The organism is Streptomyces javensis, from assembly GCF_039525925.1.
In the GTDB taxonomy this organism is placed as follows: Bacteria; Actinomycetota; Actinomycetes; order Streptomycetales; family Streptomycetaceae; genus Streptomyces; species Streptomyces asiaticus.
This window is the reverse complement of sequence record NZ_BAAAIF010000008.1, coordinates 173164-191955: the sequence shown is the minus strand read 5'-3', so window position 1 is coordinate 191955 and position 18792 is coordinate 173164. Positions and strand designations below refer to the sequence as shown.

General features: G+C 71.7%; 18 protein-coding genes. 11 read left to right on the top strand and 7 right to left on the bottom strand.

The genetic code is table 11. The features are described 5' to 3' along the window. The first annotated feature begins 302 nt into the window (after positions 1–302). The gene (locus tag ABD329_RS10745; protein WP_198277627.1) at positions 303–893 is read left to right on the top strand and encodes a dihydrofolate reductase family protein; all 591 of its coding nucleotides are present in this window, start codon (positions 303–305) and stop codon (positions 891–893) included. Between the two features lie 127 nt (positions 894–1020). Here the strand turns inward: ABD329_RS10745 and ABD329_RS10740 are convergent, their stop codons facing one another. Together ABD329_RS10740 and ABD329_RS10735 are read right to left on the bottom strand one after the other, a co-directional pair. Beyond that, entirely contained in the window at positions 1021–1659 is a 639-nt protein-coding gene (locus tag ABD329_RS10740) for a TRADD-N-associated membrane domain-containing protein (RefSeq protein ID WP_246618512.1), read from the bottom strand. Positions 1660–1758: 99 nt separating this feature from the next. Next, positions 1759–2928 (bottom strand): helix-turn-helix domain-containing protein, encoded by a 1170-nt coding sequence (locus ABD329_RS10735; RefSeq protein ID WP_198277626.1) that lies wholly within the window; start codon positions 2926–2928, stop codon positions 1759–1761. A gap of 158 nt (positions 2929–3086) precedes the next feature. Here ABD329_RS10735 and ABD329_RS10730 point away from each other — a divergent pair, with 158 nt between their 5' ends. From ABD329_RS10730 to ABD329_RS10720, 3 genes are all read left to right on the top strand, one after another. Next, a complete protein-coding gene (locus ABD329_RS10730) occupies positions 3087–3329 on the top strand; it encodes a hypothetical protein (RefSeq protein WP_093467041.1) in 243 nt (80 codons plus the stop codon). 41 nt (positions 3330–3370) lie between these two features. Continuing rightward, positions 3371–3529, top strand: coding sequence for a hypothetical protein (locus tag ABD329_RS10725; RefSeq protein ID WP_246618511.1), 159 nt, complete (start codon positions 3371–3373; stop codon positions 3527–3529). Positions 3530–3917: 388 nt separating this feature from the next. Next, the gene (locus ABD329_RS10720) at positions 3918–4130 is read left to right on the top strand and encodes a hypothetical protein (RefSeq protein ID WP_198277624.1); all 213 of its coding nucleotides are present in this window, start codon (positions 3918–3920) and stop codon (positions 4128–4130) included. A gap of 144 nt (positions 4131–4274) precedes the next feature. On the opposite strand, the gene ABD329_RS10715 is transcribed toward ABD329_RS10720, so the two are convergent. Next, entirely contained in the window at positions 4275–5834 is a 1560-nt protein-coding gene (locus tag ABD329_RS10715) for a serine hydrolase domain-containing protein (RefSeq protein ID WP_198277623.1), read from the bottom strand. Between the two features lie 109 nt (positions 5835–5943). Here ABD329_RS10715 and ABD329_RS10710 point away from each other — a divergent pair, with 109 nt between their 5' ends. Next, positions 5944–7164: a sensor histidine kinase gene (locus ABD329_RS10710; RefSeq protein ID WP_198277622.1), complete on the top strand. Its 1221-nt coding sequence runs from the start codon at positions 5944–5946 to the stop codon at positions 7162–7164. Beyond that, a complete protein-coding gene (locus ABD329_RS10705; protein ID WP_344316270.1) occupies positions 7155–7802 on the top strand; it encodes a response regulator in 648 nt (215 codons plus the stop codon). Before ABD329_RS10710 ends, ABD329_RS10705 begins: the two co-directional genes overlap by 10 nt. On the opposite strand, the gene ABD329_RS10700 is transcribed toward ABD329_RS10705, so the two are convergent. Together ABD329_RS10700 and sigJ are read right to left on the bottom strand one after the other, a co-directional pair. After that, the gene (locus ABD329_RS10700; protein WP_198277620.1) at positions 7787–9019 is read right to left on the bottom strand and encodes a glycosyltransferase; all 1233 of its coding nucleotides are present in this window, start codon (positions 9017–9019) and stop codon (positions 7787–7789) included. The two genes, ABD329_RS10705 and ABD329_RS10700, sit on opposite strands and share 16 nt — an antisense overlap. A 218-nt stretch (positions 9020–9237) precedes the next feature. After that, positions 9238–10128 carry an RNA polymerase sigma factor SigJ gene (sigJ, locus tag ABD329_RS10695; protein WP_198277619.1) on the bottom strand — a complete coding sequence of 297 codons (891 nt, stop codon included), beginning with the start codon at positions 10126–10128 and terminating at the stop codon, positions 9238–9240. Between the two features lie 186 nt (positions 10129–10314). Here sigJ and ABD329_RS10690 point away from each other — a divergent pair, with 186 nt between their 5' ends. Beyond that, entirely contained in the window at positions 10315–12183 is a 1869-nt protein-coding gene (locus ABD329_RS10690; RefSeq protein ID WP_198277618.1) for a glycoside hydrolase family 9 protein, read from the top strand. Between the two features lie 56 nt (positions 12184–12239). On the opposite strand, the gene ABD329_RS10685 is transcribed toward ABD329_RS10690, so the two are convergent. Then, entirely contained in the window at positions 12240–12728 is a 489-nt protein-coding gene (locus ABD329_RS10685; RefSeq protein ID WP_198277617.1) for a glutathione peroxidase, read from the bottom strand. A gap of 160 nt (positions 12729–12888) precedes the next feature. Between ABD329_RS10685 and ABD329_RS10680 the strand changes: the two genes are divergently transcribed. Further along, positions 12889–13404 (top strand): DUF3761 domain-containing protein, encoded by a 516-nt coding sequence (locus ABD329_RS10680; protein ID WP_198277616.1) that lies wholly within the window; start codon positions 12889–12891, stop codon positions 13402–13404. A gap of 62 nt (positions 13405–13466) precedes the next feature. On the opposite strand, the gene ABD329_RS10675 is transcribed toward ABD329_RS10680, so the two are convergent. Further along, positions 13467–14381 (bottom strand): YceI family protein, encoded by a 915-nt coding sequence (locus ABD329_RS10675; RefSeq protein ID WP_198277628.1) that lies wholly within the window; start codon positions 14379–14381, stop codon positions 13467–13469. Between the two features lie 255 nt (positions 14382–14636). Between ABD329_RS10675 and ABD329_RS10670 the strand changes: the two genes are divergently transcribed. The 3 genes from ABD329_RS10670 (at position 14637) to ABD329_RS10660 (ending at position 18407) form a co-directional block, all read left to right on the top strand. Further along, complete coding sequence (locus ABD329_RS10670; protein WP_344316268.1) at positions 14637–16529, top strand: sigma-54-dependent Fis family transcriptional regulator; 1893 nt, start codon at positions 14637–14639, stop codon at positions 16527–16529. 66 nt (positions 16530–16595) lie between these two features. Then, positions 16596–17153 carry a hypothetical protein gene (locus ABD329_RS10665; protein ID WP_309142740.1) on the top strand — a complete coding sequence of 186 codons (558 nt, stop codon included), beginning with the start codon at positions 16596–16598 and terminating at the stop codon, positions 17151–17153. Between the two features lie 87 nt (positions 17154–17240). After that, a complete protein-coding gene (locus tag ABD329_RS10660) occupies positions 17241–18407 on the top strand; it encodes a phosphorylase family protein (RefSeq protein WP_198277613.1) in 1167 nt (388 codons plus the stop codon). Positions 18408–18792: the final 385 nt, after the last annotated feature.

The window sequence follows — 18792 nt, the reverse complement described above, 5'->3', positions numbered from 1 at the left end:
GCTCCGCCCTCTGACCCCACCTGCGCTCCGCCCCGGGCACCGTCGGGGCTCTGCCCCGGGGGGCCGTTCCGGGGCGTCCCCGGCACCGTCGGGGCTCCGCCCCCGGCCCCGGCAGGGCTCCGCCCCGGGCGCCGTTCCGGGGCGTCCCCGGCACCGTCGGCGATCCGTCCCGCCCCGAGCCGCAGCGCGCTGCCCCCTACCCGCCCAGCCTCTCGGGCCGGCCGGAGCCGATGAGTTTCGCCGTGGTCCGGAGTCATGGACAGACACCGGACGAAGAAGCGAAACCGCGAGGCGGGAGTGCCATGAGGATCGTCGTTATCAGCCACGTCACCCTGGACGGGGTCATGCAAGGGCCCGGACGGGCCGATGAGGACACTCGTGGCGGGTTCGCCCTCGGCGGCTGGGCCGCCGAGCGGGACGGGGACGAGGCCGTCGGGAGGGCGTGGGGGCGGCGGCTGGCCGCGAGCAGTGGGTATCTCCTGGGGCGCCGCACCTACCAGGACGTGCTGGGCCACTGGAACACCCAGGACAGCCCGTTCCGCGACGCCCTCAACAACGCCCCCAAGTACGTCGCGTCCAACACCCTGGCCGAGCCCCTCCCGTGGCCCAATTCCACACTGCTCAGCGGCGACATCCCCGCGGCGGCCGCCGAACTCAGGAGGACCCCGGGCGACGACCTCCACATCATGGGCAGCGGCGCGTTGATCCAGTCACTTTCCCCGCTGGGCCTCATCGACGAATACCTGCTCTGCGTCCACCCGCTCGTCCTGGGCGCCGGGCGCCGCCTGTTCGCCGACGGCTTCGGTCCCATCGCGTTCGGTCTCGCCGACGCGACCCCCACGGACAGCGGCGTCATCATCGCCACCTATCGGCCCCTCGGGGACCACGCCTGACCATCCGACGCCCCGGCGGCGAGCAGCAGCTTCGCCGCCACCGTCGTCCCGTCGGTGCGCATCCTGCCCCCACGGCCCTGGCCCGGGTCCCGCCAGCACAAGCCCCCGAAGGCGCCGTCCTGGGCCTTCAGTTCGTCGAGCCGCCCGACTCTATCTCCTTCTTCGGCTGCTCCGGAAGCAGCCGGTTGACCATCATTTCCGGGGCCGCGTCCATGCCGAGTGCTTTCATGGCGGCAGCAGAGTTGAGATCGTCCCTTTGCTTCGAGTCTGCAACCCGGTCGATGAACGTCGTCGCGATTTCGAGCTTGTGATCGATGTCGATCTTCTTCTCGTTGTCCTCGGCCGCCTTCGTCAGGTTGGCCATGGTTCGCTTCGAGTGGAGCGCCAGCGCACCGCCGCCGACCGTGATCAGTGCACCCGTCAGGCTCGTCACCAACGGCAGGTAGCTGAGGTCAGGGTTACCGGCGTGAACCAGCGCCAGCACTCCCCCCGCAAGGATGATTAAGGAGCCGCCAGTCATGAACAACACGCTCAGGCGGAACGTCCACTCTGCCTGCTTCAGCGTGTGGTTCAGGAAGTCGAAGTGGAACTTCTGTCGCCGTTCGGGAAGGCTTAGATCGCGAGAAGCCTGATAAACATGCCCGCTATTGACACTTCCGATGTGGATGTTGCTGATGACGCCCGACTGCACCACCGAACGGTGCACCATCCCACCAGAGATCCCGGACTCAGGGATGCCGTCATCGTCGTCTGTGGTGTCCGCCATCTTCAGCCCCCCGGGTTCACAGCAACTGACGTAAAGCCAACTCAACGCCAGCTTAACGGGAGTACCGGAGTGGGTCCCTGCTCTCGATGACGGTTGACCTCAGAAGGGCACGCCAGCGCGCTTGGCCAGCCGCGTAAGCCTCGGGTTGCTGCGTCGGTGCAGCGACGTGAGCACACGCATCAGCTCTTGGCTGGTCGGATGGACACGGGCCATCTCCGGGGCGATCTCCCACGCATCCTCAAGTGAGGCGAGGGCGGAGTCACGGTCACCGAGTGCGAGGTGTGAGCGGCCCAGGTTCATGTGCAGGGGGCCGATGCGGGTAGCGGGCAGGTCAGTGCCGCCCCGGATCAGGTCGGCGGCAGTGTCCAGCGCGCGGCGATGCTGGTCCATGTCGGAGAACGTCGAGACGACATGGGTGGCCGTCTGGTCCGGACCGAAGTGAATGCCATGCTCGTCGGCGTCCTCGCCGTACTCCTCGGCCGTCTGCCAAGCCGCCCTGATGTGCTCCTCGGCAGCGGCCTTGTCCTTGAGCCGACCGGCCAGCGTCAGACCGCGAAGGTGCAAAATGCCCAGACCGAACGCGCGGTCGCGCCCCTCAAGGGTGGACTCGGCCTCAACGATGGCGCGGTCCACGATGGCCAGCCCGCCAGCGAAGTCACCGGAGTTGAGGAAGGTTCCGGCCTCATCACGCGCCGCCACCGTGGCCGCCACCGGGTGAGCACGCTCAACAGCCAACCGCTGTTTCATCACGGCCAGTTCGGCGAGATGCATCCAGCGGTACCGGGCGGCCAGCCAGTAGACAACCGAATACGTGTCGGCGACACGCGTCCAGGCGTCGGGCGACTGGGTGGCGTGCGCGTAGTTGGTCGCGTTGGCCAGCAAACTGGGGAGCTTCTGCAACACCGCCGACAGCTCGGTCCGGTACCGGTGCTCGTTCAGTTCGGCCAGTTCTCGAGGAAGGTCCTCGGGGTGTGACGGCGGCGTGTCGGGGATGTCGAACCGCCGAATGGCGTAATTGAGGGCAGCAAGGCTGTTCTCGTCGGCGCGCTCTACGGGGGTTGTGCCCAGCAGCTCATCCAGCGTCAAGCCCATGGCATGAGCGAGAGCGGCGGCAATGCCCTGGGTCAGCGCGCGGTCGCCTACCTCGATCTTGCTGAGCAGCGAAACCGACACGCCAGCACGCCGGGCAAGGGCAACCTGGCTGAAGCCGCGCGCCTTGCGACAAACGGCCACATTCGCACCGGGTCCGGGAATCTTGGTCACGCTCATGGTGTGCGTCTTCCCCGCTCGACTGCCGTTACCTCTGATCCATCTTCTCACTCTCAGCACTCACGCGCTTGCGCCTTGTGCAAGAGGTGTGCAAGTTCGCTTTGCACGGCGGCAGTTCTCTTGTGTGAGCCATATATGCCCAGGTGGGACAAGGGATCATGACACAGACAGAACAGAAGCTGCCGACGGTGCTCAGCCACGGCGATCTGCCGTATCCAAAGGGCACACTCGTCGAAGACGCCGAGACCGGTCAGACGGGCGAGCTGCAAGGCGTGATCGAGGAGCGCGTCAAGGGCACCGGAAAGCTGTTCAGCCAAACAGCGTTCATGCGACCGAGGGGAGGTGGCCTTGAGTGGGAAGCCCCTTTGGACCGCATCAGGCCCGCCGACAAGAACGGTTAAGCCTGCCCACCAAGTGCGCTGCCCTGATCGGCCCGGGTGACGTGATCGGCTACGACGGCGAGTGGCGCACGGTCAAGCAGGCGTCGACCGCCCAGGGGCCGATGGGCGGGTTAGCCGTCGTGGTCATCTGGGAGGAAGGGGGCGCGGCGCGCTTCCCCGCCGGTGACGAACTCCTCCTGGGAAAACCGGACTCCGCCTGACCAGCGCCTGAGCCCCACCCCGGTCCCAATTGGGGTGGGGCTCAGTTGTGCCTTGACACCCTCCTTAGCGTGGTGCGCTAAAGTGGACGTATTCAGAGGTGGAAAGACCTCTGTTGGATCCCCAGAGGATGTCCTGCGCAACGCTGGCCCCTCTGCTGACGCACTCGTTGTGCTTGCGGGGCCAGCTCACGGCCAGACGCACGCCAAGCCTGAAACGAGACGACGTTAGCACTGCTCTACCCGCTCCAACAGGCTGATGCTTGTCAGTCTGCCTGAGAACATTTGCGCTTTTGTGCGTCAGCGCGGGTGTCTCGACCCAAACCGAAAGGGTTTGGATCGAGGTTGCCTGCGCGCCCGATCCGACCCATGACAGGGAAGGTAGGGATCGGTGGACGGCGCAGTCCTCCTTATTCTCGCCATCGCTGGCGTGGCAGCGATCTTCCTCTTCTCCGTGAAGGGGTTGCTCGACCAGGTCCCGGACGTGATCGACTCCGCCGGGCGCGCACGCGACGCGTGGCGGCGTTTCAAAGTGCCGGAGAAGCCCCAGCCCGACGAACAGCCGCCCTCGGCAGACGGCGAGGACCCCCCGGTGGCCGCGTAGGTCGCCCGACTTCGTCGCCGTTCCCGACCCCCCCCGGCTGCACGCCTCGCAGCGCCACCGAGCCGTCAGGCGGTGATGGCCAGCCGAAACCGCATCGGAACCAGAGCGGTGCGTCCGGAAAGAGGTCCGGGCGCGTTGATTCAGTCACTTTCCCCGGCGGGCCGCACTGACGAATACCTGCTCTGCGTCCACCCGCTCGTCCTGGGCGCCGGACGCCGCCAGAACACGGGTCCTCCGGGCCCGGAGCACGGCGAGCGACCGTGCGGTGATCACCACGGCGGCCGCCAGGGCGGCGGCCGCCGACCAGATGACGAGGGCGGGCCAGACATAGCTGAGCTGAGCCAGGGTTCCCTCGCGGTGCATGAACAGGCCCACCAGATTGGTGAGCTGGGCGAAGAGGACGATGGGGACGGCGCAGGGCAGCATGCGCAAGCCCACTCGCCACAGCGGCCGGCCCGCGGTACGCCGTGCCCAGCGGCGTGCCCGTACGGCCCCGAGCACACCCAGCGCGATCGCCAGCAGGGTCAGCGCCGCGAGGACGTAGTCGGCCTTCATCGTGAACGGAGTCCGCACCGTCGGGGACTTGCCCTGGGCCAGGTCGACCAGTCCGTCGAGCATGACGGCGGCGTCGTCCCCGGAGATCATGCCGGTGTTGGCCACGATCGCGATGCCGGTCCGGCTGTCGGGCAGCAGCGTCTGGATGGCGTTGTGGGTCAGGAGTTCCCCGGTGTGCCGGATCTGCCGGGGCTCCTCCCCGGACGGGCTCAGGGACCAGCCCATCGCGTACTCGCGGCCCTTCGGCGGGGTGTGCATGACCTCGATGCTCCGGGCCGAGACGACGCGCCGCCCCGCCGCGGACACACCCTGGTTGTTCTGGGCGACCAGCCACCGGGAGAGGTCGTCCGCCGTGGTGACGACGCCGTGGCCGCCGGCCGTGAACCAGCGGGGGTGGGAGCGCGGGAACATCATGCCGTAGGCGCGGACGTAGCCCCGGGCGTGGTCGGGCATGTCATCGGTGGAGTCGACGGACTCGGTGCGGGTCATGCCCAGGGGCCGGAACACCTGGGTGGCCAGGTAGTCCGCGAAGGGCCGCCCGCTGACGACCTCGACCAGCCGTGCGGCGACGAAGTAGTTGGGGTTGTGGTAGCTCCACTCGGTGCCCGGCTCCGCGGCGAGCCGGGCGCCGCGCATGTCCGCGACCGCCTCGGTGAGGGTGTGTGCCTGGGGCCGGGTGAGGTCGGGGTAGGCGGAGTCGGCCATGCCCGATGTCTGGTTCAGCAGCTGCCGTACGGTGATCTTCTCGGCCCGCCGGTCGGCCATCGTGAACTCGGGCAGATAGCGATGGGCCGGCTGGTCCAGGTCGACTCGGCCCTCCTCGACCAGGCGCATGACGGCCAGGGCGGTCATGGACTTGGAGAGCGAGGCCACGGGCACCGGCGTCCGCGCGGTCATGGCCTTCCCGGCCGCGGTGTGCCCGTATCCGGCCGCGTGGACCACCTTGTCGCCCCGGGTGACCGCCACCACGGCGCCCGGCAGATCGGTCCGCTCCATATAGGCGTTGACGTAGGCGTCGATCGAGGCGGCGTTCAGCGTGGGGTGGGTTGGGGTGGTGGCGTGCGCGGCCGCCGGGCACCACAACGCCGTCGAGGCGATGAGCAGGGCGATGGCCAGGTGAAAGAGACGTTTGTAGCTGGGGATCGGCATGGCGCTCATCCCACCGGGAGCGGAGCGGGCGCGCATTGGTGTGCGTACGAGATCAGGGGTAGTGCGCGCACTACCGACCGGGGACGGGCGGCTCGCATATCTTCTGCGGGTGCCTTCTCGAACAGCCTGGCAGGCTCTCGCTCAGCGTCCGTTGGGGTTCCTGGTCTCGGCCTGGCCCTGGCGGGCGCTGGCCTATCTGCTCTCCGGAGTCGTCTTCGGCGCGATCGCCATGGTCACGCTGCTGATCATGGCCGCGGCGGGACTGGTGTCGCTGATCGTGGGGGTGGGGGCCGTTCTCCTCCTCGCCGTGGCGCTGTCCGGCATCGTCGTCACCCGGATCGAACGCCACCGGCTGCGGCTGGTCGACCTGGACCCGGCGCCGGATCCGCACCGGGCCCCGGAACGCCCCGGGCTGCGCGGGTGGCTGGAGACCCGGCTGCGGGAGCCCGCGACCTGGCGGGAGCTGAGCTTCACGGCGGTGTCGATGACCGCCCTGTGGTGGATGGATCTGCTCGTCCTGGCGTTCGCCCTCGGCCTGCCACCCCTGCTCATGACGTCGCCCATGGATGACCCCAGCGCCTGGCCGTGGCTGGTCATCGGACTGTGTCTGCTGCCGGCCGCGCCGTACACCATCACCGCCTGGGCCGGCGCCCGTGCCGCGCTGACCCGGCTGATCCTGGCGCCGCGCGACGGTGAACTGGGCCGGGAGCTCACCGAGGTCCGGGCCTCCCGGGCGCGTCTGGTGGACGCCTTCGACGCGGAGCGGCGACGGATCGAGCGGGACCTGCACGACGGCGCCCAGCAGCGGCTGGTCTCCATCAACGTCATGCTCGGCCTGGCCGGTCTCGACGCGGAGCCGGGCTCGCCGGTGGCCCGGCAGCTCGCGCTGGCCCAGGGCGAAGTCACCCTCGCCGTGGACGAGTTGCGTGAACTCAGCCGGGGTGTGCACCCCAAGGCCCTCACCGACCAGGGCCTCGCCGCGGCCGTGGACAACCTCACCACCCGCTCCGCCCTCCCCGTCGCCGTCGACATCCGGCTTCCGTACCGCCTGCCCGCGACCGTGGAGAGCACGGGGTACTTCGTCGTCGCCGAGGCCCTGGCCAACGCCACCAAGCACAGCCGGGCCACCCGGGCCGAGGTCCACGCCCGGCTGGACGCGGACGTCCTGACGCTGTCGGTCCGGGACAACGGCGTCGGCGGGGCGGACCCGGCCGCGGGCACCGGCCTTGTCGGCCTGGCCGACCGCGTCGCCGCGGCCGACGGCAGACTGCGGATATCCAGCCCGGCGGGTGGCCCTACACTGCTGCGCGTGGAGCTCCCGTGCCGCTGAACATCGTGCTCGCCGAAGACTCACCGCTGTTGCGGGACGGCCTGGTCGGCGTGCTCACCCGCTTCGGCCACCGGGTGTCGGCGGGCGTCGGCGACGCCGACGCGCTGATCGCCGCGGCCCATGAGCACGACCCCGACATCGTCATCACCGATGTGCGGATGCCCCCGGGCAACGCCGACGACGGCCTCCGCGCCGCGGTCGCGCTGCGCGGCCACCGCGCCGGCCTGCCCATTCTGGTGCTCAGCCAGTACATCGAGCAGTCCTACGCCACCCACCTGCTCGACCTGGGCAGCGAGAGCGGCATCGGCTATCTGCTCAAGGACCGGGTCAGCGCCGTCACCCACTTCGCGAGCGCGGTCGAGCAGGTGGCCGCCGGGGCGACGGTCATGGACCCCGAGGTGGTGCGCCAGCTGCTGCGCCGACGCCAGGACCCCCTGCGGCGGCTCACGCCCCGGGAGCGCGAGGTCCTCTCCCTCATGGCAGAGGGACGCTCCAACGCCGAGATCGCCCGCGACCTCTATGTCACCGAGGCCGCGGTCAACAAGCACGTCAGCTCCATCCTCCAGAAGCTCGACCTCCGGCTGGACGGCCACGGTCACCGACGCGTCCTCGCGGTGCTCACCTACCTGCGCGCCTGACCGTCCGATGCCCCCGGCTCGAGGAGCAGCTTCGCGGCCACCGTCGTCCCGTCGGTGCGCATCGTGCCCGCCACGGCCCTCGCCCGTGCCCGGGTCTCGGGGGTCAGGGCGGTCTTCAGCGCGGCCGACAGGGAGTCGAGGGTCGGGGCCGGACCGTCGTGTGCCGCCCCGATGCCCAGCTCGGCCACCCGGGCGGCCCAGTGCGGCTGGTCCGCGATCTGGGGGACCACCACCTGAGGCGCACCGGCCTTCGCGGCCGTCGTCGTGGTGCCCGCGCCACCGTGGTGGACGACGGCGGCCACCCGGCCGAACAGCGCCTGATGGTTGACCTCGCCGACCGCGAGGCAGTCGTCCCGGTCGTCGATCGGGGCCAGTCCGGCCCAGCCACGGGCGAGGAGCACACGGCGGCCCTGCGCGCGCACCGCCTCGACGGCCACCCGGGCGAGGTCGGTCGAGGTGTGCATGGCCATGCTGCCGAAGCCCACGTACACCGGCGGTTCACCGGCCTCCAGGAACGCCTCCAGCTCGTCCGGGAGCGGGCGTTCGTCGGGCAGGATCCACGCCCCGGTCTGTACGAGGTCGAGTTCCGTCATGTCCTGCCACGGGCCCAGGACCGGGTCCGCCGCCAGCAACGCCCGGTCGGTGAAGACGTAGTCGCGTACGTTGTCCACCGGGGGCAGGCCGATCGCCGCCCGGTGGCGGTTCTCCGCCTCGCCGTACAGCTCGTTCACGCGCTGGGCGTCCTGCTCCCACAACACCTCGAGGTCGGTCTCCCCCTCCGGGGACGGCGTGCCGGGCCGCCTTCCCGGTCGGAAGTGCCGCGAGGGCAGCCCGAACGGATGGAAACACGCGAACACATAGCGGATGCCCAGCTTGTCGGCCACCGAGCGGGCGCCGGCCGGCATCAGACCGGTCGCGAGCAGCACATCGCATCCCTCGGCCGCGGTGGCGAGGGTGTCGAACCGCGCGGCGACCAGCTCGGGCGCGAGCCGGAACGCGGCCGCCGCCGACGGCGGCCGCTCGCCGGTCACCACCGAGCGCACCGTCGGGCCGAGCGGCACCAGCTCCACCCCGACGCCGGCCAGCAGCGCCGCGAACTCCTCGTCCGGCGGTGCGCACACCCGCGCCTCCGCACCGAGCTCCCGCAACCGCACCGCGAGTCCCGCCAGCGGTTCGACGTCCCCGCGCGACCCCCACGACGACAACACCACACGCATATCGCAAACCCCCGTTTTCCCAGGTCCTGGCATCGGCCGCCCATCCTGACCCACACCCCGGGTCTTGCCGCAAGCCCCCCGGTGCGCTATAGGTTGATAGTGGCAGGGAGAACTACATCCCTGCCTTTGCTGTTTCCGCCAGCCCAGGCCCATCGATCCAGGCCCCGTCGCTCCAGGCCCGTCGCTCCAGGCCCGTCACGCCAGGTTCGCCAGGTTCGTCAGTCCAGGTCCGCCAGATCGAGCCCGCTCAGCCGCTCGGGGTCGGCCAGGATGTCGATCGCCACGATCCTGCCGTCCGCGACCGTGAAGGCCAGCACCGAGTACGGCCGCCCGTCCCGCGAACTGACCACGCCCACGGCCCCGTTGACGAGCGCGGGCCGGGCGTGGAGGCCCGGGCCGCTGAGGCGGGAGAAGGTGAGCGCCTGGTCCGCCACGGCCGTGGCGCCATGCACCTCGCGCGGGGCGAGGGCGGGCGCGGGGCCGTAGTCGGCGCGCAGCACGACATCCGGGTCGAGCACGGCGATCAGCCCCTCGAAGTCGCCCTCGCGCGCGGCGGCGAGGAAGGCGCCCACGACCTCGCGCTGCCGGGCGAGGTCCGCGTCGGGGACCGGGGCCGCGCCTCGCACCCGGCGGCGGGCGCGGCTGGCGAGCTGACGGGCGGCGGCCGGGGTGCGGTCGACGATGGGGGCGATCTCGTCGAACGGCACGGCGAACAGATCGTGCAGTACGAAGGCCAGCCGTTCGGCGGGGGCCAGCGTCTCCAGGACGACCAGCAGGGCGAGGCCGACGGAGTCGGCGAGCAGCGCCTGGTCCTCGGGGCCGGGCCCGCTCGCACGGCTGATCACCGGGTCGGGGAGGTGCACCCCCAGGGGTTCCTCCCGCCGGGCGGTGCGCGAGCGCAGCATGTCCAGGCAGACCCGGCCGACGACGGTGGTCAGCCAGCCGCCCAGGTTCTCCACCGCGCCGGTGTCGGAGCGGCTGAGCCTCAGCCATGCCTCCTGCACGGCGTCGTCCGCCTCGCTCAGCGAGCCGAGCATGCGGTAGGCCACCGCGCGCAGATGGCCGCGGTGGGCCTCGAAGCCCTCCGCCAGAAGGTGGTTCTCGTTCATCGGTCACATCCCCTTGTCCAGACCACACCGTCGCGGGCCACACCGTGCTGACGGATGGGCCGGGCGCGATGTGACAGAGGGGGCGGGATGGACCAAGCACCCGTCCAGTCCCTTGACGCACTGCGATCACATCATTACATAAATTGGGAGCGCTCCCATGCCTCCCACTCCCCAGGAGGGTCCCTCATGTCCCTGCCCCTGTTACGCCGTCCGCTGTTACGCCGTCCACGCGGTGCGCGGGCCGCCACCACGCTGCTCACCGGTGCGCTGCTGCTGATCGCGGCCCAGTCCGCGCCCGCCGGAGCCGACTCCCCCGCCGCGCACTCGGCCTCCGCCGCGCACCCGGCCTCCGCCGCGCCCTCCGCCGTCCAGGTCAATCAGCTGGGATATCTGCCGGACGGCCCCAAGCGCGCCACCGTCGTCAGCGCGAGCACCACCGCCCTGCCCTGGCGACTGCGCGACGCCGCGGGGCGGACAGCCGCCTCGGGCACCACCACCGTACGGGGCGCGGACGCCGCCTCCGGGCAGTCGGCCCATCTGGTGGACTTCTCCTCGTACCAGGGGACGGGCACCGGCTACACACTCACCGTGGACGGGCGGACCAGCCATCCCTTCGACCTCCGCGCGAACCTCTACGACGGGCTGCGCGCGGACGCGATGTCCTTCTTCTACCAGCAGCGCAGCGGTATCCCCATCGACGCCTCGCTCGCCGGCGCGGCCTACGCGCGCCCCGCGGGCCATCTGGGTGTCGCCCCCAACCGGGGCGACACCGCCGTGCCCTGCGTCAGCGGGGTGTGCGACTACACCCGGGATGTGCGCGGCGGCTGGTACGACGCTGGCGACCAGGGCAAATACGTGGTCAACGGCGGTCTCGCGGTCTGGCAGCTGGTCAACTCCTTCGAGCGCGCGAAGCGTGCGGGGCACGCGGCCGCGCTCGGGGACTCCACGCTGCGCGTCCCCGAGCGCGGCAACGGGATCCCCGATGTGCTCGACGAGGCGCGCTGGGAGCTGGAGTTCCTGATGCGCATGCAGATCCCGGAGGGCAAGCCGCGGGCGGGCATGGCCTTCCACAAGGTCCATGACGCCGCCTGGACCGGGCTGCCCACCCGGCCGGAGCAGGACGCCGAGCCGCGTGAGCTGCACGCGCCGTCCACCGCCGCCACCCTCAATCTGGCCGCCGCGGCGGCGCAGTGCGCCCGGGTCTACGCCCCGTACGACGCCGCCTTCGCCGCCCGCTGCCTGGACTCCGCGCGCCGCGCCTGGGCCGCCGCGCGGGCCAACCCCGATGTGCTCGCCCCCGCCTCCGACTCCACCGGCGGCGGGGCGTACGACGACAGCGAGGTGGGCGACGAGTTCTACTGGGCGGCGGCGGAGCTGTACGCGACGACCGGGGAGGCGCGGTACCGGGACGCGGTCACCTCCTCGCCGTATCACACCGCGAACGATGTGTTCGACCCGGTCGGCTTCAGCTGGCAGGCCACCGGGCCGCTCGGGCGGCTCGTCCTGGCCACCGTCCCCAACGGCCTGCCCGCCGCCGACCTCGCCCGCGTCCGCGCCTCCGTGGTGTCCGCGGCCGATGCCCACTTGAACACGATGGCGGGCCAGGGCTATGCGGTGCCACTGCCGGCGGACGGCTACGTATGGGGCTCCAACGGCCAGGTGGCCAACAACGGGACGGTCCTGGCCGTCGCCTACGAGCTCACCAAGCAGCGGCGGTACCGCACCGGGGCACTGGAGACACTGGACTATCTGCTCGGCCGCAACGCGCTCGGCCAGTCGTATGTCACCGGCTACGGCGAGCGCGCCTCGCAGAACCAGCACCACCGCTTCTGGGCGCGTCAGTATGACGCCTCGCTGCCGAACCCGCCCGCCGGGTCGATCGCGGGCGGCGCGAACTCGGGGCTCCAGGATCCGGTGGCGCAGGAGAAGCTCCCGGGCTGCGCGCCCGCGGCGTGCTACATCGACGACATCGGCTCGTACTCCACGAACGAGGTGGCGATCAACTGGAACGCGCCGCTGGCGTGGCTGGCCGCGTTCGCCGCGGAACGCGGCTGACCGGGCGGGGGGCGAGGGGCCTCCGGCCTCTCGCCCCCCGCTCCCCTCGCCTCATCTCACCGGGGCAGCTGCGCCTCGATCGCCGCGACGACGTCGTCCGCCTCCGGCTCGGTCCGCGGCCGGAACCGGCCCACGACCTCACCGTCCGGCGAGATCAGGAACTTCTCGAAGTTCCACTGCACATCCCCCGCCTCGCCCTGCGCGTCCGGCGTCCCCGTCAGCTCGGCGTAGAGCGGATGCCGCTGCTCGCCGTTGACATCGATCTTCTCCAGCAGCGGGAAGGACACCCCGTAGGTCGTCGAGCAGAACGTCTGGATCTCCTCGCTCGTCCCCGGCTCCTGCCCCGCGAACTGGTTGCACGGAACCCCCAGCACGGTGAACCCGCGCTCGGCATAGCGCTGCTGGAGCCGCTCGAGCCCCTCGTACTGCGGGGTCAGACCGCACTTGGACGCCACATTGACCACCAGCAGCGCCGCACCCCGGTGCTCACCGAGCGAGGTCGGCTCGCCGGTGAGGGTGCGCAGGGGGATGTCGTACAGGCTCATGGGATCTACCGCCTTCGTCGTTCGGTGGGTCAGCCCAAATCTATGTGCTCCCGGGCTTATGACGCCGGATCACAATATGAACACCGAGCACACACAAACTCTTCACTTTTCAATCAGCGCGGTTAAGGTCGGTTCCTCGCGTATCACTCAAGGGGGGACCATGTCCTGGAATAACCAGCCATCACCGGCACCGAGACGCCCCGGATGGGCACGCAAGCGCGTCGCCATCCCGGTCGCGGCCGTCCTGCTCTTCGCCGGAGTCGGCATAGGGTCGGCCCAGGGCGACGACACGAAGTCGTCCGACGGCGACGAGCCCACACCCAAGGTCACGGTCACCGTCACGGCCAAGCCCGCCCGGGTGAAGGACAAGGCCGAACCGGCGCCCACCGTGACGGTCACCAAGACCGTCACCGCGAAGCCGAAGGCTTCGCCCAAGCCGAAGCCGAGCCGTGCGGACGACTCGTCCTTCGCCACCGGTGGGGACAGCGCGACGTCCGGCGGCACATCATCCGGCGGGTCGTCATCCGGCGGGTCCTCCGGCGGCTCGTCGTCCAGCAGCACCGGCGGCTCGAGCAGTGGGGCCACGGCCCGCTGCAACGACGGCACCTACTCCTACGCCGCCCACCACCAGGGCGCGTGCTCGCATCACGGTGGTGTCGCCGTCTTCTACCGGTGATCTGACACGTCGATGGGGGCGGGCCGCGGCCCGCCCCCATCGGCAACAAACCGAGTGGCCGTCTACTCCGGCGGCGTCGGCGTGTCGTGGTTGCGGTACATCGCCTGGATGTCGAGTTCCAGCTTGACCGTGGGGCCGACCACGGCGATGCCGCGGGCGAGCATGTTGCGCCAGTTCAGCGTGTAGTCCTCGCGGTGGAGTTCGGCCGTGGCGAGGGCGGCGCAGCGCAGTTCCTGTTCATAGCCGCCGTTGACGGCACCGAGGTACGTGGTGTCCAGGGTCACCGAGCGGCTCACCCCGTGCATCGTGAGCGGGCCCTGGAGGGTCCACTTGGGGCCGCTGCGCCAGGTGAAGCGGTTGCTGGCGAAGTGGATCTCCGGGAAGTTGTCGACGTCGAGGAAGTCGGCCGAGCGCAGGTGGGCATCGCGGGTGTTGTTGCCGGTGTTGATGCTGGAGGCGTCGATGACGACCTCGACGCGGGAGTCCTCCATCCGCTCGGCGATGTGGATGCCGCCCCGGAAGCGGGTGAAGCGGCCGTGCACATTGGCCATGCCCACGTGGCGGGCGATGAAGCGGATCGCGGTGTGCGGCGGGTCGAAGAGCCAGGTGCCCGGCGGGGGGAGTTCGAGCTGCTGGGAGGGCTCCATCTGCACCCGGCGGGGAGGTTCGCTCTGGCCGGGGGCGATGTCGACGGTGAGGCGGTTGGGCTGGAGACCGCTTCCGGTGAGCAGCACCGTGTACTGCCCCGGTTCGAGCGTGGCGAGGAACAGTCCATGCGGATCGGTGGTGGCCTTGGCCACCGTACGGGCGGCACCACGCGTCTCGGTGACGGTGACCTCCACGCCGCCCAGGGCCTGGCCAACGGGGTCCAGGACCTCGCAGCTGAAGGCTCCGGCACCCACGGGCAGGGGGATCTTGAGTCCTGATCCGCGGTCCGGACGCTTGGTGCGCATGCGCCGGAGCAGTGCGAGGGGCATTGCAGTCATCTCACTAACGGTTTCTCTGGGGATGGGGCGCGTCCATGATGGAGCCCCAGGGTGGGCTCCGGACGCCTGGGGGGTGGGTGTCAGCCATGGCCGAGCGGCAACCTCTCCCGCTTGCGGGGAGGCTCCGGCGTGGGGGAAGCCGAAGTGATCGGTGATCGCCGACCGACCATCGATGATCTTGTTCCAGAACCCTGACCCCGAGGTGTCTCATTTCGAAACAGTGCCGCCGTATACGGTGGAGGGGCTGTGACGACCACCGACGACACCCCCGCCGGCCCGGCCCTCGCATCGCTGCGCCGGGCGCGCGACCGGTTCTTCAGCGGACGGCCACCGGGCGACGGGATCCCCGATGACCTCGCCCAGGCCTGGCGGCGGGCGCGCTTCTTCGGCGTACCGCGCGACCTGGCCGCCCCGCCCAGGGTCCGGCCACCGGTGGACTCACTCCTGCTCGCCGCGGCGCGCCCCGTGCTGGACCGTACGGCGCCCACGCTGAGCGGTGCGCTGGGGCTGGTGCTGGTGGACTCCCGCTGCCGGGCGCTGTGGTCGGGCGGCGGGCGTTACGCCGATACGCCCGCGCCCGACGGGATGGCCGGTCTCGACCTGTCGGAGAAGGCGGTCGGGCACAACAGCGCCGCGCTCGCGCTGCGCACGGGGCGCCGGGCCGAGGTCCACGGCCCCGAGCACTTCCTCGACCTGTGGCAGGAGGTGTCGGCGGTCAGCGTTCCGCTGTACGAGCCGACGGCGGGCCGCCCGGCGGGCGCCATCACCGTGGTGGCCCCGCTGGGCGAGGGCCGCACCGCCCACCCGGGCGCGGCGCTCGCCGAGGCCACCGCGCACGCGATCGAGACGGAGCTGCTGGGCCGGGCGCGCCCGCCGGAGCGGGTGCTGCTCGACGCGTATCTGCGGCAGCGGGCCGAGGGGGCGGCGGTGGTGGCGCTCGACGGCAGCAGCCGCCTCGTCAGCCCGGAGGCCGCGCGGCTGCTTTCGGACGAGACGCTGGCGCGGCTGGAGCGGCACGCCACGGCCCTCCTCAGGGACGCGGACACGGGACCGGACACGGGACCGGACACGGGACCGGGCCCGTCGCCGTCGCCGGAGGAGCGCGCACCGGAGGAGATCGCCGTACCGGACGGCGAGATCCCCGTACCGGAGGATGAGATCGCCGTACCGGACCCGGACGGCACCGGGCTCGCCGTAAGGATGACGCGTCTGGTGCACGACGGCGAGGTCATCGGGGCCGTGGCCACGGTGTGCACGGCCGCCCGGCGGGCGCGGTCGGCGGAGCGCCGGGGCCATGACCGGCTCCCGGGGCTCGTCGGCACGTCCCGGCCCTGGCGGCTGGCCGTCTCCCGGGCGACGGAGCTGGCACGGGCCGCGGAGCCACTGCTGCTGATCGGCGAGCCGGGTGTGGGCAAGACCGCGCTGGCCCGCGCCCTGCTCGGTCCGCGGGACACGCCCGCACCGCGTGTCGTCGACGCCGCCGAGCAGGTGCCCGGCGAGGTCCCGCGCTGGTGTCAGGCGCTCGCGGAGCTCCCGGAGTCGGAGGGATACGGCGGCGCGCCGCCGCTGCTCCTGCGCCACGCCGAGCGGCTGGGCCAGCCCGAGGTGGCGGAGCTGCTGTCGCTGCTGGCGGAGCGGCCCGCGGTGCCGCTGGTGGCGACCCACACCCCGGGCGCGCCCACCGGCCCGTGTCTGAGCCGGCTGCTGGACATCCTCGCGGCCCGGTCGGTGACGCTGCCGCCGCTGCGCGAACGCGTCGAGGACATCCCGGACCTGCTGGCGGGCCTCGCCCGGCGCCCCTCCCCCGGACGCCCCCCGCTCACCTGGAGCCTGGATGCGCGCCGGGCGCTGGAGCAGCACACCTGGCCGGGCAATGTGGCCGAACTCGCCCATGTCGTACGGGAGGTGGCCGAGCGCCGCCGCGCCACCGGGCCGGTGCGGCGCGAGGAGCTGCCGTACGGACTGCGGGTGCCACCGGCCACCCGCCGGCTGAGCGGTATCGAACGGGCGGAGCGCACCGCCATCCTGGAGGCGCTGCGCCGGCACGGGGACAACAAGGCGCGCGCGGCCGAGTCCCTGGGCATCGGCCGGGCCACGTTGTACCGGAAGTTGCGGGCGTACGGAATGGACCGGGCCTAGCGGCGGAAACAGTCTCCAGGGGGGCCGGTCATACCGGAGCCGGTCATGGGCCGCGGAGGGGGCACGGTGACGCGAGACGACAGCGCCGAGAGCGGGGCGGTCACGGGGAGGCTGCTGATCCTGGAGTACGAGCAGGTGAAGGAGGAGCAGCGGGCACGGATCGGGTTCCGCGACAATCTGCTCTACGCGACGCTGGCCGCGATGGCGGCCATCATCACCTTTTCCCTCCAGAGCCATGGGCGCCCGGAGCTGCTGTTGCTGCTGCCCCCGGCGTCGGCGCTGCTGGGCTGGGCGTATCTGGTCAACGACGAGAAGATATCGGCCATCGGACGGTACGTCCGGGAGGATCTGGGGCCCCGGCTGACGGCGCTCGCCCCGGGCCGGCCACCGGTGTTCGGCTGGGAGCGGGCCCACCGCGACGACGGCCGCCGGATCTCCCGCAAGCGGCTGCAACTCGCGGCGGATCTGCTGCTGTTCACGGTGGCACCGATCGCCGCGCTGATCGTGTACTGGACGTCAGAGCCGGTGCGGGCGGTGCTGCTGGCGGTGTCGGTGGCGGAGGTGGCGGTGGTCATCGTGCTGGCGGTGCAGATCGTGCTGTACGCGGACCTGCGCCGGCCGTGACGCGTCGACACCCGAGGGGTGCCATCGACACCCATGGGGTGCGTCCGGTCCGTAAGGTGTCGGCAGAGGCCGTCCTAGGGGGGATCCGTGGGCGCTGAGGGCGATGGGGGTACGGCGCGGGCCGATGTGGTGGTCCTGACCGCGCTGGAGGTCGAGTACCGGGCGGTCCGGGCCCATCTGGAGGATCCGCGTCCGCTCCAGGCGGAGCGGGGCGCCCTGTTCGAGCTGGGCGCGTTCCGCGAGGGATCCGCGGAGCGGACGGTCGCCATCCATATGACGGGCCCCGGGAATCCGGGCGCCGCTGCCTCGGTCGAGCGCGCGGCGGCGCTCTTCGCGCCCCGCGCGGTGCTGTTCGTCGGGGTGGCGGGCGGCGTCAAGGATGTCGCGCTGGGCGATGTGGTGGCCGCCGACGCGGTGTACGACTACGAGACCGGCAAGGACACCGAATCGGGGTTCCTGCCCCGGCAGAAGACCTATCAGTCCGCGTACGGGCTGGTGCAGCTGGCCCGGCTGGTGGCGGCGGGCGACGCCTGGCAGCCGCGCGTCCGCCCCGGGGACGGAGCGCCGCGCCCCCGCGCCCATGTGAGGCCCCTGGCGGCGGGCGGCCGGGTGGTGGCGCACCACCGCTCGGACGTCGGGCTCAGGCTCGCGGCCGGTGCGGGTGACGCGCTCGCGGTGGACATGGAGGGCTTCGGCTTCCTCGCCGGCGCGTATGCCAATCGGCAGCTGGACGCGCTGGTGATCCGCGGCATCTCGGATCTGCTGGACGACAAGGGCGAGGCACATGACGAGCGCTGGCAGCCGGTGGCCTCCCGGAACGCGGCCGCCTTCGCCTTCGAACTGATCGGCCGGATCCCGGTAGCGGCGGACGCCACGGCGACGGCCCGATCGCTCGCCACCAGTGCGCGGTCCCCGGCCACCGGCACGCGGTCCCCCGCCACCGGCGCACCGCCCGAGACCCCCCGGCGCCGCAGGCTGACCATCCGTGACCTCGGCGTACTCGCGGACACCCTGCTGGCCGTGCCGGGGATGACCTCCCCCGCGCGCTGGCAGCAGCTGCTCGACGAGCTGCCCACCGTCGGCACCGCGGTGGGCCGTCAGTCGGCGAGCCGCGCGGAGGCCCTGTCCCTGCTGCGCGTCTGCGAGGCGCGGCGGGCGATGGGCGAGCTGGTGGAGGTGGTCGCGGTGTTCGCGCCGGACGATCCGGCGGCCGCCGAACTCGCCCGGCGCGTCGAGGAACTCGGATTGGAGTGACCCTCCTCACCCTTCCACCCCCGCGGATGAGGGCCCGGGGTCGCCCTCCCCCGCACCCGCTCCGGGCCGCCCCGGTACGGCGTGCCCCGCGCGAGCGCGGCGGAACCGTCCAGGTGGGCCCCTGAGGAGGGTGGCCCTCCGCCTCGCGGTCGCCCCCGCCGCGGGCTCCCCGGTCCACCGCCGGGGGGTGTCCCGGCCGTGGCGGGGCCCGCCCCGGGCGCGGCGGACGGTGCCACCGACATACTCGCCATGGGTGTCACGAGAGGCTCCCGGGGCATACAAGTTGTCCCGGAGTCCCGGCGGGTGGCACCCGCGTGTGGCAGGGTCTCCGGCGGGATCATCGGCGGCGGGGACCGATGATGCGGCCTCGGGGGAGGGCACGGCA

What these genes read in the sequence shown, in the direction of transcription:
- ABD329_RS10745 (WP_198277627.1), top strand. Translation starts at nt 303, where the DNA reads ATGAGGATCGTCGTTATCAGCCACGTCACCCTGGACGGGGTCATGCAA.
- ABD329_RS10715 (WP_198277623.1), bottom strand. Translation starts at nt 5,834, where the DNA reads ATGCCGATCCCCAGCTACAAACGTCTCTTTCACCTGGCCATCGCCCTG.
- ABD329_RS10700 (WP_198277620.1), bottom strand. Translation starts at nt 9,019, where the DNA reads ATGCGTGTGGTGTTGTCGTCGTGGGGGTCGCGCGGGGACGTCGAACCG.
- ABD329_RS10735 (WP_198277626.1), bottom strand. Translation starts at nt 2,928, where the DNA reads ATGAGCGTGACCAAGATTCCCGGACCCGGTGCGAATGTGGCCGTTTGT.
- ABD329_RS10740 (WP_246618512.1), bottom strand. Translation starts at nt 1,659, where the DNA reads ATGGCGGACACCACAGACGACGATGACGGCATCCCTGAGTCCGGGATC.
- ABD329_RS10685 (WP_198277617.1), bottom strand. Translation starts at nt 12,728, where the DNA reads ATGAGCCTGTACGACATCCCCCTGCGCACCCTCACCGGCGAGCCGACC.
- sigJ (WP_198277619.1), bottom strand. Translation starts at nt 10,128, where the DNA reads ATGAACGAGAACCACCTTCTGGCGGAGGGCTTCGAGGCCCACCGCGGC.
- ABD329_RS10730 (WP_093467041.1), top strand. Translation starts at nt 3,087, where the DNA reads ATGACACAGACAGAACAGAAGCTGCCGACGGTGCTCAGCCACGGCGAT.
- ABD329_RS10690 (WP_198277618.1), top strand. Translation starts at nt 10,315, where the DNA reads ATGTCCCTGCCCCTGTTACGCCGTCCGCTGTTACGCCGTCCACGCGGT.
- ABD329_RS10675 (WP_198277628.1), bottom strand. Translation starts at nt 14,381, where the DNA reads ATGCCCCTCGCACTGCTCCGGCGCATGCGCACCAAGCGTCCGGACCGC.
- ABD329_RS10680 (WP_198277616.1), top strand. Translation starts at nt 12,889, where the DNA reads ATGTCCTGGAATAACCAGCCATCACCGGCACCGAGACGCCCCGGATGG.